At 66.7% G+C, this 14,879-nt stretch carries 10 protein-coding genes; 1 reads left to right on the plus strand and 9 read right to left on the minus strand.

Annotated features, from left to right (window positions below):
• Position 1: 1 nt before the first annotated feature.
• The 9 genes from pheS to AC1VNM_RS14255 all read right to left on the minus strand — a co-directional run bounded on the left by pheS (position 2) and on the right by AC1VNM_RS14255 (position 12,607).
• The gene (pheS, locus tag AC1VNM_RS14215; protein WP_483107338.1) at positions 2 to 1,039 is read right to left on the minus strand and encodes a phenylalanine--tRNA ligase subunit alpha; all 1,038 of its coding nucleotides are present in this window, start codon (positions 1,037 to 1,039) and stop codon (positions 2 to 4) included.
• A 196-nt stretch (positions 1,040 to 1,235) separates the two neighbouring features.
• The gene (gene rplT, locus AC1VNM_RS14220; RefSeq protein ID WP_067275752.1) at positions 1,236 to 1,592 is read right to left on the minus strand and encodes a 50S ribosomal protein L20; all 357 of its coding nucleotides are present in this window, start codon (positions 1,590 to 1,592) and stop codon (positions 1,236 to 1,238) included.
• Between the two features lie 26 nt (positions 1,593 to 1,618).
• Positions 1,619 to 1,822: a 50S ribosomal protein L35 gene (gene rpmI / locus AC1VNM_RS14225; RefSeq protein ID WP_067275755.1), complete on the minus strand. Its 204-nt coding sequence runs from the start codon at positions 1,820 to 1,822 to the stop codon at positions 1,619 to 1,621.
• Between the two features lie 153 nt (positions 1,823 to 1,975).
• Positions 1,976 to 2,521, minus strand: coding sequence for a translation initiation factor IF-3 (gene infC / locus AC1VNM_RS14230; protein WP_082938615.1), 546 nt, complete (start codon positions 2,519 to 2,521; stop codon positions 1,976 to 1,978).
• A 68-nt stretch (positions 2,522 to 2,589) separates the two neighbouring features.
• Positions 2,590 to 4,515 (minus strand): threonine--tRNA ligase, encoded by a 1,926-nt coding sequence (thrS, locus tag AC1VNM_RS14235; protein WP_377152501.1) that lies wholly within the window; start codon positions 4,513 to 4,515, stop codon positions 2,590 to 2,592.
• Positions 4,516 to 4,718: 203 nt separating this feature from the next.
• Entirely contained in the window at positions 4,719 to 5,801 is a 1,083-nt protein-coding gene (locus tag AC1VNM_RS14240; protein WP_483107339.1) for a patatin-like phospholipase family protein, read from the minus strand.
• Between the two features lie 69 nt (positions 5,802 to 5,870).
• A complete protein-coding gene (locus AC1VNM_RS14245) occupies positions 5,871 to 8,075 on the minus strand; it encodes a TonB-dependent receptor plug domain-containing protein (RefSeq protein WP_483107340.1) in 2,205 nt (734 codons plus the stop codon).
• A 338-nt stretch (positions 8,076 to 8,413) separates the two neighbouring features.
• Complete coding sequence (locus tag AC1VNM_RS14250; RefSeq protein ID WP_483107341.1) at positions 8,414 to 10,753, minus strand: Tex family protein; 2,340 nt, start codon at positions 10,751 to 10,753, stop codon at positions 8,414 to 8,416.
• A gap of 168 nt (positions 10,754 to 10,921) precedes the next feature.
• Positions 10,922 to 12,607, minus strand: coding sequence for an acyl-CoA dehydrogenase family protein (locus AC1VNM_RS14255; protein WP_483109278.1), 1,686 nt, complete (start codon positions 12,605 to 12,607; stop codon positions 10,922 to 10,924).
• Between the two features lie 413 nt (positions 12,608 to 13,020).
• Between AC1VNM_RS14255 and AC1VNM_RS14260 the strand changes: the two genes are divergently transcribed.
• Complete coding sequence (locus AC1VNM_RS14260) at positions 13,021 to 14,859, plus strand: M4 family metallopeptidase (RefSeq protein ID WP_483107342.1); 1,839 nt, start codon at positions 13,021 to 13,023, stop codon at positions 14,857 to 14,859.
• Positions 14,860 to 14,879 lie beyond the last annotated feature (20 nt).

The raw sequence follows: 14,879 nt of genomic DNA on the forward strand, positions 1-14,879 counted from the left end.
ATTACTTGAACTGCGACAGGAAGCGCAGGTCGCCGTCGAAGAACAGGCGCAAGTCGCTGACGCCGTAGCGCAGCATGGCCAGGCGGTCGATGCCCGAGCCGAAGGCGAAACCGATGTAGCGCTCGGGATCGAGCCCCATGTTGCGGATCACCTGCGGGTGCACCTGGCCGGAGCCGGAGACTTCCAGCCAACGCCCCTTGAGCGGGCCGGAGCCGAACATCATGTCGATCTCGGCGCTGGGTTCGGTGAACGGGAAGTAGCTCGGACGGAAACGGATCTCCATGTCCGTCGTCTCGAAGAACTGCTGCATGAAGTTCACGTAGACGGACTTCAGGTCCTTGAAGCTGATGTTCTCGCCGACCCACAGGCCCTCGACCTGATGGAACATCGGCGAATGCGTGGCGTCGCTGTCGACGCGGTAGGTGCGGCCCGGCGCGATCACCCGGATCTCGGGCATCGGCTGGCCGGCGTCGATCAGCGCACGGTGCTTCTTGACATGCTGCACCGCATAGCGGATCTGCATCGGGCTGGTGTGGGTGCGCAAGACATGACCCCCTTCGATGTAGAAGGTGTCGTGCATCGAGCGCGCCGGGTGGTCCTGCGGCGTGTTCAGCGCGGTGAAGTTGAACCAGTCGTTCTCGATCTCCGGGCCGTCGGCGACGTCGAAGCCCATCGAGCCGAAGATCGCCTCGATGCGCTCCATCGCCCGCGTGATCGGGTGCAGGCCGCCGGTGCCGCGCTGGCGGCCGGGCAGCGTCACATCCAGCGCCTCGGCCTTGAGCTGCTTCTCGAGCTCCGCGTCCGCCAGCGCCTGGCGGCGCGCGGTCAGCGCCGCCTCGATGCCCTGCTTCAGCTGGTTGATCTGCGCGCCGCGGGTCTTCTTCTCCTCGACGGGCAGGCTGGCCATGCCCTTCATCAGCTCGGTGACCTGACCGGTCTTGCCCAGGAAGCGCGCCTTGGCGTTCTCCAGGTCGGCGGGAGTCGTGGCGGCGGCGAATTCGCCGGTCGCCTGGTGCAGCAATTGATCGAGGTCGTTCATCGCGGGGCGGCGACTGGGCGTCGGCGTCGTTGGCGGAAATCGAATGGCACGACGGTGGAATGGCGAACATCGCACCACCGCGCCGGAATGAAAAAAGGCCGAACACCGGGGTGTCGGCCTTTGAAAGAGGCAACCCCGGCAAGGCCGGAGCGGCCAGTCCGCTCGCCGGAGAGCACCGGCGGGCGGACCATGGCTATCAAGCCAGAGCGGCCTTCACCTTGGCGAAGATGCTGGCGAAACCAGCAGGGTCGTTGACGGCGAGGTCGGCCAGGACCTTGCGGTCGATGTCGATCTCGGCCTTCTTCAGACCGGCCACGAACTTGCTGTAGCTCAGACCCAGGCCACGGCTTGCCGCGTTGATACGGGCAATCCACAGCTGGCGGAACACGCGCTTCTTGGCACGGCGGTCACGGTAGGCGTACTGGCCCGCCTTCATCACCGCCTGCTTGGCGATGCGGAAGACGTTCTTGCGACGACCACGGAAGCCCTTGGCCAGAGCCAGGACCTTCTTGTGACGAGCACGTGCGGTTACACCACGTTTGACGCGAGGCATGTTGTATCTCCTTGTCTACTGCTGGATTACAGACCAGCGAAGGGCAGCATCGAAGCGATGTGGCCCATGTTGGTCTCATGCACGGTCGTGGCACCACGGAGGTGGCGCTTGTTCTTCGTGGTCTTCTTGGTCAGGATGTGGCGCTTGAACGCTTGACCGCGCTTGACGGTGCCACCCGGACGAACGCGAAAACGCTTTTTCGCGCTGCTCTTGGTCTTCATCTTGGGCATGACTGCTCCTTCTATGTGCGTCCCTCCAGGCGACCGCGGATTCCGCGGTACTTGACCGGCCTGCAGGAGACTAATAAGCCCGCCGACGACCAGATCGGCGGGCTGAAACTGTGGCGGGGCCTGCCGGCCCCGCCGAGTCGATTCTTCAGAAGCTCAACGCTTCTTCGGTGCGAGCACCATGATCATCTGGCGCCCTTCGAGCTTGGGCATGTGCTCGACCACCGCCACGTCCGACAGCTCATCGCGGATGCGTTCCAGCATGCGCATGCCGATGTCCTGGTGGGTGATCTCGCGGCCCCGGTAGCGCAGCGTGACCTTGCCCTTGTCACCGTCCTCCGCGATGAAGCGGCGCAGGTTGCGCATCTTGATCTGGTAGTCGCCTTCGTCCGTGCCCGGACGGAACTTGACTTCCTTGACCTCGATGACCTTCTGCTTGGACTTGGCTTCCGCGGCGCGCTTCTGCTCCTGGTATTTGAACTTGCCGTAGTCCATCAACCGGCAGACCGGCGGGACTGCAGTGGCGGCAATTTCGACCAGATCGACGTCCAGGTCACCGGCCATCCGGAGCGCTTCCTGGATCGAGACGATGCCGATCGGCTCGTTCTCGGGGCCATTGAGACGGACTTCAGAAGCGATGATTTCGCGATTCAGGCGGTGCTTGCGCTCCGGAATCGCACGACGGTCAGCAAAAGTAGCGATGGTGGTTACCTTTAGGCGGGCCTTGGCAAGGGTCCGTAATGATCAGTACAACGCAAAAAGCGCCCGACTCAGGTCTTGTCCGCGATGGCGGTCGAGAGCTTCGAAACGAAGTCCTCCAGCGACATCACGCCCAGATCCTGGTTGCCTCGGGCGCGCACTGCGACTGCGCCGTTCGCCTTTTCCTTGTCGCCGACGACCAGGATGAACGGCACCTTTTGCAGTGAATGCTCGCGGATTTTATACGTGATTTTCTCGTTCCGCAAATCTGCCTGGACCCTAACCCCTTGTTTTTGCAGCGATTTCACAATGCTGGAAACGTAGTCCGATTGGGCGTCGGTGATATTGGCGACAACGACCTGCGTCGGAGCGAGCCAAACCGGCAGCGCGCCGGCGTGCTGCTCGATCAGGATCCCGATGAAACGCTCCAGGCTGCCGACGATCGCGCGGTGCAGCATGACGGGGGTGTGACGCTCGCCGTCCTCGGCCACGTACTCGGCGCCCAGGCGCGCGGGCATGGAGAAGTCGACCTGCATCGTGCCGCACTGCCACTGGCGGCCGATCGCGTCCTTGAGCGTGTATTCGATCTTCGGACCGTAGAAGGCGCCATCGCCCGGGGCGATGATGAACTCCACGCCCGACGCGCGCAGCGACTCCATCAGCGCGAACTCGGCCTTGTCCCAGACCTCGTCCGAACCGATCCGGGCTTCGGGGCGCGTCGCGACCTTGTAGATGATGTTGTCGAAGCCGAAGTCCTTGTAGACCTTTTGCAACAGTGCCGTGTACGCCACGCACTCGGCCAGGATCTGGTCTTCCGTGCAGAAGATGTGGCCGTCGTCCTGCGTGAAGCCGCGCACGCGCATGATCCCGTGCAGGCCGCCCGTGGGTTCGTTGCGGTGGCACTGGCCGAACTCGCCGAAGCGCAGCGGCAGGTCGCGGTAGCTCTTGATGCCGTGCTTGAAGATCAGGATGTGGCCGGGACAGTTCATCGGCTTGAGCGCGTAGTCGCGCTTCTCCGATTCCGTCGTGAACATGTTGTCGCGGTACTTGTCCCAGTGGCCCGTGGCCTCCCACAGCGTCTTGTCCAGCAGTTGCGGGCCCTTCACTTCCTGGTAGCCGTTGTCGCGGTACACGCGGCGCATGTACTGCTCGACCTCCTGCCAGATCGTCCAGCCCTTGGGATGCCAGAAGACGACGCCCGGCGCATGCTCGTCGATGTGGAACAGCTCCAGGTCCTTGCCGAGCTTGCGGTGGTCGCGCTTCTCCGCCTCCTCCAGCATGCGCAGGTAGTTCGCGAGGTCGTCCTTCGTCGCCCAGGCCGTGCCGTAGATGCGCTGCAGCTGCTCGTTGCGGTGGTCACCGCGCCAGTAGGCGCCGGCCACCTTCATCAGCTTGAAGAACTTCAGCTTGCCCGTCGACGGCACGTGCGGGCCGCGGCACAGGTCGGTGAAGCCGCCTTCGGCGTACAGCGAGACGTCCTGGTCCGCCGGGATGCTGGCGATGATCTCGGCCTTGTAGGCCTCGCCGATGCCCTTGAAGTACTCGACGGCTTCATCGCGCGGAAGCACCGAGCGCGTGACCTTCTCGTCCTTCTTCGCGAGCTCGCCCATCTTGGCTTCGATCGCCGCCAGATCGTCGGGCGTGAACGGGCGCTTGTAGGAGAAGTCGTAGTAGAAGCCGTTCTCGATGACCGGGCCGATGGTGACCTGCGCGTCGGGGAACAGTTCCTTGACCGCATAGGCCAGCAGGTGGGCCGTCGAATGGCGGATGACCTCCAGCCCGTCCGGATCCTTGTCCGTGACGATGGCCAGCTGCGTGTCCTTGTCGATGAGGAAGCTCGTGTCGACGACCTTGGCGTCGTCGCCCGAGCCGACGCGGCCGGCCAGCGCCGCCTTCGCCAGGCCCGTGCCGATCGAGGCCGCGACTTCGGCGACGGTCACCGGTTGCGGGAACTCGCGCTTGGAGCCGTCGGGCAGTTGGATGGAGATGTGGGACATGTGAGGGAACTCCAGAAAACAAAAAAGCGCGACCACGTGCCGCGCTTTTTCTGGGGTGCTGACTTTTTCCGGACAGCTGATGAAAGACGTGACGAGCCGCGGTCGCTCAAACCTTCGCAGTGGAGGTGGTAGTCCGCGGTGTCATAACCATGTCGCCTTTCCCGGTCCTTGTTGGAAAAAGAAAAAGAGGCGACCAGTGTAGCTCAGAGCGCCTGGATGTCGAGGGTCGGCCGGGCGCAGGCTTCGCGGAACTCGTCCCTCAGGCGCTCGCCTTCGCGGACAGCCTTCAGCCAGTCGCGGGCGCGGCCGGGGACGTCGTTCAGGTAGCGCTGGAAGTCGTTGCGATCAGGCAGCTTGCCGTTGGGCAGCGTCTTCACCCATTCGGGGTGGGGCGTCAGCAGCACGACGTTGTCCAGGAACGCGCTGGTCCGATGCCGATGCTTGAACGCCTTGTCGAGCCAACCCGGCACGACGCTGGCCTGGAAATGCGGATACAGCGCGATGCCGTCGCCGACCATCGCGGCATAGTTCAGATGCAGGTGGTAGTCGGTGATGCCGCCGTCCCAGTAGGCGCCGGCCGGGGCGCCTTCGATGTCGTGCACGGCCTGCAGCCAGAAGGGGATCGAGCAGCTCGCCAGGATGCTTCGCTTCAGGTTGCCTGCGTCGAGCGCCACCTGCCGGCTGCGGTAGTCGGCCAGCGGCATCGGCAGCGGCGAGCGCTTGTCGGAGAACACCACCCGCTCCAGCCAGGCACCCATCGCGCGCCGCGACATCGCGTTGGCCGCGAACGCGCCCAGGTAGCCGAGCGGCGTGCGCAGCCGCCCTTCCCGCCCGAGCACGTGCTTGCCGCGCGAGGTGAACACATGCAGCCGGAACTGCGGATGCGACAGCACCTCGGCCTCGCGGCCGCCGAAGATCTCTCCGAGCTTCTCGGAGAACGCGCGCGAGACCGTCGCGGCGGTCGGCCGCTTGCCGGGCGCCGACTCATAGTCCTGATGAGCGTAATCGTGGGCGAGGCGCTCGAACTCCGCATTCGCCTGCGCGGCGTCGCGGGTCAGACAGGCCGTGGCCATGCGCCAGGCGCCGATGGAGGCGCCGAGCAGATGGACCTCCTGACCGCCCGACGGCAGGAACTCGCCGAAGAGATGCGCGTCGAGCGCGCTGAGCACCAGCCCCTTCGGGCCGCCGGCGGCGCCGGGCACGACGCGCACGTCGGCGGCCCGAAGGCCATGGTCGCGCAGCCGTTGGCGCGCACGGGGTCCGGCGAGGATCTGCAAGGCCTGCATCGGGCGGGTCGTCCTTTCAAGAAACGGAAACGCCCGACGCGGACCTGAAGCCCTCGCTCCGGAGAAGGCTCAGAGCTTCATCTCCAGGTTGAGCTGGAACCACGGCTTCAGACCGCGACCGGTGGCGTAGAACTGATCCCCGGGGAGCTGGGTCTCGGCCCGGGCGTCGAGCGGGAACAGATTATTGGCCGAGAAGCGCACCGAGGTCTTCGGGCTGACCATCCACTGGGCGAAAACGTCCAGGCCGCGGTTGCGCGAGTACTCGACGCTCTGACGATCGGTCTGACGCACCGTGTAGACCGGCGTGTAGTTCAGGTTGGCGCCGGTGGTGACCGGCACGCTGCTGAAGCGGTAGTCGAAACCGAGGTTGGCGGTCCAGGGCTGCTGCTGGTCGAGCCGGTTGTCCGGGCCGTCCACGGCCTTGACCCGCGAACGGTAGACGCTCACGGAGCTGCGCAGGTTCAACGGCAGCTTCGGATCGAACAGCGACGGGAACAGCTCGCCCGCACGGCCCTTGAGCTCCATCTCGATGCCGCTGGTGGTGGCGCTGGAGAAGTTCATCGGCCGGATCACGTAACGCGGCACCGTGGACAGCGGCGGATTGGCCGGATCCAGGGTCACGACGTTGCGGATCAACTGGCTGATGTTGCGGTGGAAGAGGCCCACGCTGAAGAGGCTGCCGCCGGTGAGGTACTTTTCGTACGCGACATCGAAGCCGGTCGCGAGCTCCGGCTTCAGGCCCGGATTGCCGATGCGGTCGGGATTGAACTCGTCGTTCTGCTCGCCCGTGGCGGGGCTCGGGAACTTGCTGTTGGGCGTGTAGCGGCCCAGCATCTGCGTCAGCTCCGGCGCCTTGTAGCTGCGGGTGATGCTGGCGCGGATCATGTCGCGACCCTTCGGGTCCAGCTTGTAGGTCAGGTGCCACAGCGGCGACAGCACGCTGGAGCTGTTGCGCGCATCGGTGGCGACGCCGCGGCTGGTGGTCACGATCTGCTCATGCCGCAGGCCGAAGTAGGTGGACCACTGCGGATTGATCTCCCACTCGTCCTGGATGAAGAAGGCCTGGCGGCGGATGCGGGCGCCAAAGTTCTCGCCGTTGAGTCCGGGGCTCTGCTCGTCGCCGGCAACGAGGGTGTTGCGGATCTCGTCGCGCTTGCGGAACTCGAAGTCCCAGCCGACGGTCAGCGTGTGCTCTTCGCCGAGGATCTGGCTGTACTTGCCCGCCTGCGTCAGGCTGCGGTCGCGGCTGTCGAGCAGCGCATCGACCGGCCTGCCGGTGAGCGTGTGGTTCTCGATGTGGTTCTTGGCGTCCTGCACGCCGGCCTTCAGTTCCCACTTCTGGGTCTCGCTGAAGCGGTTGTTCCACTGCGCGTTGGCACGCAGCATCTGCCACGTGCCCTGGTTGTCGGCGTTGTCGTCCAGTCGCGTGCCGGGGCTGTAGACGGCGTCGGGCGTGAGCCGCACCGAGTTGTTCCAGAAGCCCTTCTGCGCGAAGCCGATCAGCGACACGGTCTCGTCGTCGCTGATCTTCCAGGTCGCGCGCGGCGCGGAATTGAAGCCGTGGCCCCAGTTGCGCATCTTCCCGTGCTGGGAAGCGATGACCGGCTGACCGTCCAGGTCGGTGCCGTTGCGCTCGGTCGTTGACTTCATCTCCTGCAGCCACTGGAACGCCGACAGCGGCACCGATACCGACACCGGCCCGAAGCGCTCGCCGTAGGTGAAGGTGGCGGACGGCACCGGGTGGTTGATGTTGTAGCCGGCCCCGACGCGCAGGTCGCGCTGCGACATCTTCGGCGCTTCCTTCAGGATGATGTTGATCGCGCCGGCGACGGCCTGCGCGCTCTGGTCGGCGCTCGGGCCCTTGGTCACTTCGATGCGTTCGACCTGGGCGGGATCCAGTTGGTCCAGCTTGAAGCCCGGAGGCGCGGGGTCGCCGTTGATCAGGATCAGCGTGTAGCCCGAACCCAACCCCCGCATGCGCGGCGCGCCGTCGGACACGTTCACACCCGGCAGGCGCTTGAGCACGTCGGCGACGCTCGTGTCGCCGTACTTGTCGAGCTCGTCGCGGCCATAGATCTGCTTGGCCACCGGCGCGCGGCGGCGCAACTCGGAATCTGTGTTCCGGCCAGTGATCTCCACGCGGTCCAGGCGCTTGCCCGAGGTCGGCTCGTTGCCCAGCCCAGGAGGAGCATCCTGCGCAAGAACGGCAGTCGCAGGCGCAAGCGCGGACAGACAGACAAGGGCGCAGGCCCTGGCGATGGCGTGGGTCTTCAAGGGAACTCCCGGGGATTTGGTGTCGACACCGTGTAGGTCTGTCGACTTTTGTCTTTGACGGTAAACGGCGCGCAGCGTAGCCGTACACCGCCAGTCCTGGCATCTCAGGTGCGACCAGCCGCGAAAAATGTGGGATCAAACGCGATCAGGAGCCGTGGACGGCGTTCACTTCTTCGAGCGAGCGCATCGGGACAACCGGGGCCCCTTTTCTCCGTGTCCCTCCTTTGGCTGCCTCCCGGCAGCCAAATTCCCTCCTTGACCTCCGAAAAGGGGCCCCGGTCGTCCCGATCCGAGGCACCGAGCTCGTCAGCGTCTCAGCGTCTCAGCGTCTCAGCGTCTCAGCGCTTGAGTTTGGCGAAGGCCGCGGCCATCGCGTTGCCGCCGACAGGCTGGGCGTCACGCGCGCCGGATGGGCGAGCACCGCCCTGCCGTTCGTTGCGGCCAGCAGGGCGGAAGCTGTTGTCCGGCTTCGAGCCGCCGCGAGGCGCCTGCGCGTCCAGCTTCATCGTCAGCGAGATGCGCTTGCGGGCCAGGTCGACCTCGAGCACCTTCACCTTGACGATGTCGCCGGTCTTGACGACCTCGCGCGCATCGTTGACGAACTTGTTGGCCAGCTGGCTGACGTGGATCAGGCCGTCCTGGTGCACGCCCAGGTCGACGAAGGCGCCGAACTGCGCGACGTTGGACACCGTGCCTTCCAGCACCATGCCCTCCTTCAGGTCCTTGAGGTCCTCGACGCCGTCGTTGAAGCGCGCGACCTTGAAGTCCGGTCGCGGATCGCGGCCCGGCTTTTCCAGCTCGCCGAAGATGTCCTTGACGGTGATCGCGCCGAAGCGCTCGTCGGCGAAGGCCTCGGGCTTCAGCGCGCGGATGACGTCGGACTTGCCCATCACGTCGGCGATCGGACGTTGGACCTGCGCCAGGATGCGCTCGATGACGGGATAGGTCTCCGGGTGCACGCCGCTGACGTCGAGCGGGTTGTCGCCGTCACGGATGCGCAGGAAGCCGGCCGCCTGCTCGAAGGTCTTCGGACCGAGGCCGGTGACGTCCAGCAGCTGCTGGCGATTGCGGAACGCGCCGTTGGCGTCGCGCCAGCGCACGATCGAATTCGCGACGCTGGCCGACAGCCCAGACACGCGCGACAGCAGCGGCGCGGACGCGGTGTTCAGGTCGACACCGACCGAGTTCACGCAGTCCTCGACGACGGCGTCCAGCGTGCGCGCGAGCTCGCTCTGGTTGACGTCGTGCTGGTACTGGCCGACACCGATCGACTTCGGATCGATCTTCACCAGCTCCGCCAGCGGGTCCTGCAGGCGGCGGGCGATCGACACGGCGCCGCGCAGCGACACGTCCAGGTCGGGCAGTTCCTTCGACGCGAATTCGGACGCGGAATACACCGACGCGCCGGCTTCGCTGACGACGACCTTCTCGATGATCGTCTCGGGCGCCATCGATTGGATGCGCTTGATCAGGTCGGCGGCGAGCTTGTCGGTCTCGCGCGAGGCGGTGCCGTTGCCGATCGCGATCAGGTTGACGCCGTGCGTGGCGCACAGGCGGCCCAGCGTGTGGATCGACCCTTCCCAATCGCGCTTGGGCTCATGCGGATAGACGGTCGAGGTGTCCAGCACGCGGCCGGTATCGCTGACGATGGCGACCTTCACGCCGGTGCGGATGCCCGGGTCCAGGCCCATGACGACGCGCTTGCCGGCCGGCGCGGCCAGCAGCAGGTCGCGCAGGTTCTCGGCGAAGACCTTGGTGGCGACCTTCTCGGCCTCCTCGCGCAGCCGCGCGAAGAGATCGCGCTCCAGGCTCAGCGAAAGCTTCACCTTCCAGGTCCATGCCACGGTCTTGCGGATCAGTTCATCGCCGGCGCGCTTCGCATGGCTCCAGCCGAGGTGGCGCGCGATGCGGCCTTCGGCGAGCGAGGGCTGACCGAGGACGACTTCCTCATCCAGCGCCAGCTTGGCGTCGAGGAACTCCTGCGTGCGTCCGCGGAAGACGGCCAGCGCCCGGTGCGAGGGCACGGTGCGGATCGGCTCGGCGTAGTCGAAGTAGTCGCGGAACTTCGAGATGTCGGGGTTGTTCTCGTCCTTGCCGTCCATCAGCTTGGACTTGAAGAGGCCCTCCTCCCACAGCCACTCGCGCAGCTTGCCGATCAGCAGGGCGTCCTCGGCCCAGCGCTCGGAGAGCAGGTCGCGCACGCCGTCCAGCACCGCGAAGGCATCGGCGAAGCCGGCGTCGGGGTTGAGGAAGGCGGCGGCTTCCGTCATCGGATCGAGCGACGGATCGGCGAACAGCTTGTCGGCGAGCGGCTCCAGGCCGGCCTCGCGGGCGATCAGGCCCTTGGTGCGGCGCTTCTGCTTGTACGGGAGGTAGAGGTCTTCCAGCTCCTGCTTGGTCGGCGCGGCGGCGATGGCGGCGGCGAGTTCGGGCGTGAGCTTGCCCTGTTCCTCGATGCTCTTGAGCACCGCCTCGCGACGGTCCTCGAGCTCGCGCAGATAGCTCAGGCGGGCCTCGAGTTCGCGCAGCTGGATGTCATCGAGGCCGTCGGTGGCCTCCTTGCGGTAGCGGGCGATGAACGGGACGGTGGCCCCGCCATCGAGCAGTTCCACGGCCGCGTTGACCTGAGCCGGACGGACTTTCAGTTCGGCGGCAATCTGAAGCAGGATCTTGTCCAAAACAGCGACGGGCCAACGGCCCAGAGAGCAACGAAAGCGGACGAGTTTAGGGCACTGGAACAGCGGCGCTGGCGGGTCGGCAGGCGCCGGTGCCCCCCCGAGCGACTTGGGGAGCCTGCGAGTCGTAGGAGCGAGGGGGGATACCGGCGCCTGCCGACGGGCTCGGTCTCACGCGGGAAACGCTCGCTGCAGGAGCGCATCGACATCGACGGCGCGCGTATCGAGCGCACCGGCGACCGCGCCCCAACGCGGATCGAGCCGGCTGGCGGCGAATGCGTCCGCGACGACACCGGGCGAGTACCTGCGCAGCAGCGCGGCCTGCGCCAGCAGCACCAGGCGCGACGCGAAGCGGCGGCCGAGCGCTTCGAGCTGTTCCGGCGGCGTGGTCAGCAAGTCGCGCAACGCATCGAGCTCGGCGCGCAACGCGCGGTCGTCGCCGAGGTCCGCCTCGAACTCGTCGAGCAGCGCCAGGAAGGCTTGCGGATCGCGCGCGACGGCGCGCATCACATCCAGGCACATCACGTTGCCTGAGCCTTCCCAGATCGAGTTGACCGGCGCCTCGCGATACAGGCGGCCCATGACGCCGTCGTCGATGTAGCCATTGCCGCCGAGGACTTCCATCGCCTCGCCGGTGAGCTCGACCGCACGCTTGCAGACCCAGAACTTCGCCGCCGGCGTGACCAGCCGCATCCAGGTGCGCTCGCGCGGATCGTCCTGGTGCTCGAAGGCCTGTGCCAGACGCAGGCTCAGCTGCATCGCGGCCTCGCTCTCGAGCGCGAGGTCCGCGAGCACCGCCCGCATCAGCGGCTGCTCCGCGAGCCGCCTGCCGAAAGCCGTGCGATGCCGCGTGTAGTGCAGCGCCTGCACCAGCGCCTGCCGCAGCATCGCCGCGCTGCCCACCACGCAGTTCAGCCGGGTGTACGTCGCCATCTCGATGATGGTCGGGATGCCGCGGCCCTCCTCGCCCATCAGCACGCCGTAGGCGGCCTGGAACTCGACCTCCGAGCTGCTGTTGCTGCGGTTGCCGACCTTGTCCTTGAGGCGCTGCACGTTGACGGCGTTCTTCGTCCCGTCGGGCCGCCAGCGCGGCACGAAGAAGCAGCCCGGCGCACCGTCCGGCGTCTTGGCGACGACCAGGTGCGCATCGCACATCGGCGCGGAGAAGAACCACTTGTGCCCCGTGAGGCGGTACTCGCCGCCGCGACCGCCGGCGCCCACCGGCTCGGCGCGCGTCGTGTTGGCGCGCACGTCGGATCCGCCCTGCTTCTCCGTCATGCCCATGCCGAGCCAGATGGAGCGCTTCTGCGCAAGCGGCATGTCGCGGCCGTCGTACGCGGTGCTGAAAAGCTGGTCGCGCAGCGCGCCCCACAACTGCGGCTCGCGACGCAGCACCGGGATGCTGGCCTGCGTCATCGTCGCCGGGCACAGCGTGCCGGCCTCGACCTGCCCGTGCAGGTAGAAGCCCGCGGCCCACGCCGCCCAGCGGCCGGGACGCTCGTCCCGAAACGGCATCGCGACCAGATCCGCCTGCCGGTACATCGCGAGCAGTTCGTGCCAGCCGGCGTCGAACTCGACCCGATCGATGCGGCGGCCGCGCTTGTCGAAGCTCTCGAGCGTCGGCGTGACGCGGTTGATGCGCTCGGCGATCGCGTAGGTCTGCGCCCGCCCCAACTGGCTGGCGTAAGCGGCAAGACCCGGCACGAAGGCGTCGGCGCCGGCGCGCGCGAGCGCCTCCTTGAGCGCCGGATCGGTGTCGAGCAGCGAGTAGTCGGCCAGTTCGTCGACCTGATTGGCGACCTCGTGGGTGCGCCATCCCGAGGCCGCGGCGGCGGCCGGCGTGGGGTTCGTGTCCATGGTCGTCATGGTGTGCGTCTCCTGATGCGTCCGTCGTCGACGTCCCTCGTTTCCAGCATGTCCTCTGGATCGGGGTCGCGACAATCCGGATCCTCGCCTATCGCGCGCACGCCAGCCACGGACGTGCCCGGAAACTTCGTTGCAAGGGTTACACCGGCTGTAAGGCCTGACAGTCCGAACCGGCCCGCGAAGCCCCTACATTCGCCCAGTCGTCCGGACCACTCAAGACCTGACCTCGGGACCTCCGGGGCACCCGGCGACACCTCGGGACGCGGCGCCAGCCGCACCTCCAAGAACATCTGTCACGGCCCCACCACGGGTCGCGAACAGAGGGGGCCGTCCCGTTCCTACCTGAGCGAGCACGGCCATTTCTTCGGGAGATCTGATCGATCCATCACGAAAGAATGAGGCTTATGTCTAAGGTTTCCACACAGGCATTCATCCAACGCGCCGTGCGCGCGACCCTCATCGCCGCCGCGGCCACCGCCGCCTGCCAGGCGATCGCCGCGGACCGCGTCCTGCTCGACGACGCCTCCCCGGTGAACACGCAGATGCGCGCGTCGAGCGCCGCTCCGCAATCGGCCGCCACGGCGCTGGGCCTCGCGGCCAGCGACCTGCAGCCGGTGCGCAGCCAGACCTACGCCACCGGCAAGGTCGTCACGCGCCACCAGCAGTACTACCAGGGCGTCCCGGTGTGGGGCGAAGGCGTGGTCGAGCAACTCGACACCAGCGCCGGCACCTCGCGCTTCTCCGGCAGCATGCTGGCCAACATCCAGCAGGACCTGGCCACCACGCAGGCCAGCCTGACCTCGCAAGGCGCGCTGGCGCAGGCCAAGGGCGCCATCAACGCCGCGATCACCGAGAACGAGCAGGTCAAGCTCTACGTCCGGCTGAACCAGAACAACAAGGCGCAGCTGTTCTACCTGGTGTCCTTCGTGCGCCATGACGCGAAGCAGCCGAGCCGCCCGCACTTCATGATCGACGCCACCACCGGCGCCGTGCTGGAGCGCTGGGAAGGACTGGCCCACAAGGACGCGACCGGCCCCGGCGGCAACGCCAAGACCGGCCGCTACGAGTACGGCACCGACTACCCGGCGCTGAAGGTGACCGACACCTGCCAGATGAACTCCGGCAACGTCGTCACCGTGAACCTCAACGGCAGCACCGGCGCCAGCAACACGCCCTTCCAGTTCACCTGCTCGCGCAACGAGTACAAGCAGATCAACGGCGCCTACTCGCCGCTGAACGACGCGCACTACTTCGGCGAGATCATCTTCAAGATGTACGGGGACTGGTTCAACATCCGTCCGCTGACCGGCACGCTGTACATGCGCGTGCACTACGGCAGCAACTACGAGAACGCGTTCTGGGACGGCACGGCGATGAGCTTCGGCGACGGCCGCACCACCTTCTACCCGCTGGTGTCGCTGGACGTGTCCGCGCACGAGGTGAGCCACGGCTTCACCGAGCAGAACTCGGGCCTGACCTACTCCGGCCAGTCGGGCGGCATGAACGAAGCCTTCTCCGACATGGCCGGCGAAGCCGCCGAGTACTACCGCAACAACGGCAGCAACGACTGGCTGGTCGGCGCGCAGATCTTCAAGGGCTCGGGCGCGCTGCGCTACTTCGATGATCCGACCCGCGACGGCAGCTCCATCGGCAATGCGGCCGACTACCGCAGCGGCATGGACGTGCACTACTCGAGCGGCGTCTACAACAAGGCCTTCTACCTGCTGGCGACCAAGCCGGGCTGGAACACGCGCAAGGCCTTCGAGGTGATGGTCGACGCCAACCGCCTCTACTGGACCGCCAACAGCACCTTCAACCAGGGCGCCTGCGGCGTGGAGACGGCGGCGACCAACCGCGGCTACGCCAAGGCCGACGTCACGGCGGCCTTCGCCAGCGTGGGCGTGAGCTGCAGCGGCACCACGCCGCCGCCGACCGCGACCCCGCTGACCAGCGGCGTGCCGGTGACCGGCATCTCGCTGGCCAAGGGCGCGACCAAGCTCTACAGCATCACCGTGCCGGCGGGCCGCACGACGCTGACGATCAAGCTGTCCGGCGGCTCGGGCGACGGCGACCTCTACGTCAAGCGCGGCTCCGCGCCGACGACGACGAGCTACGACAAGCGCTCGATCGGCTCGACCAACGCCGAGACGATCACCTTCTCGGCGCCGACGGCCGGCGTGTACTACGTGCTGCTGAGCGCGTACTCGACGGTCACCAGCACCTCGCTGGTCGGTACCTACTGATCCCCGCCTGAACGACCCCG

The sequence above is a fragment of the Mitsuaria sp. MSU3D genome (genome assembly GCF_056867975.1).

Excerpts from the sequence above, each read along its gene's own strand:
- rplT (WP_067275752.1), bottom strand. The coding sequence starts at position 1,592 with ATGCCTCGCGTCAAACGTGGTGTAACCGCACGTGCTCGTCACAAGAAG.
- pheS (WP_483107338.1), bottom strand. The coding sequence starts at position 1,039 with ATGAACGACCTCGATCAATTGCTGCACCAGGCGACCGGCGAATTCGCC.
- thrS (WP_377152501.1), bottom strand. The coding sequence starts at position 4,515 with ATGTCCCACATCTCCATCCAACTGCCCGACGGCTCCAAGCGCGAGTTC.
- rpmI (WP_067275755.1), bottom strand. The coding sequence starts at position 1,822 with ATGCCCAAGATGAAGACCAAGAGCAGCGCGAAAAAGCGTTTTCGCGTT.
- AC1VNM_RS14240 (WP_483107339.1), bottom strand. The coding sequence starts at position 5,801 with ATGCAGGCCTTGCAGATCCTCGCCGGACCCCGTGCGCGCCAACGGCTG.
- AC1VNM_RS14260 (WP_483107342.1), top strand. The coding sequence starts at position 13,021 with ATGTCTAAGGTTTCCACACAGGCATTCATCCAACGCGCCGTGCGCGCG.
- AC1VNM_RS14255 (WP_483109278.1), bottom strand. The coding sequence starts at position 12,607 with ATGGACACGAACCCCACGCCGGCCGCCGCCGCGGCCTCGGGATGGCGC.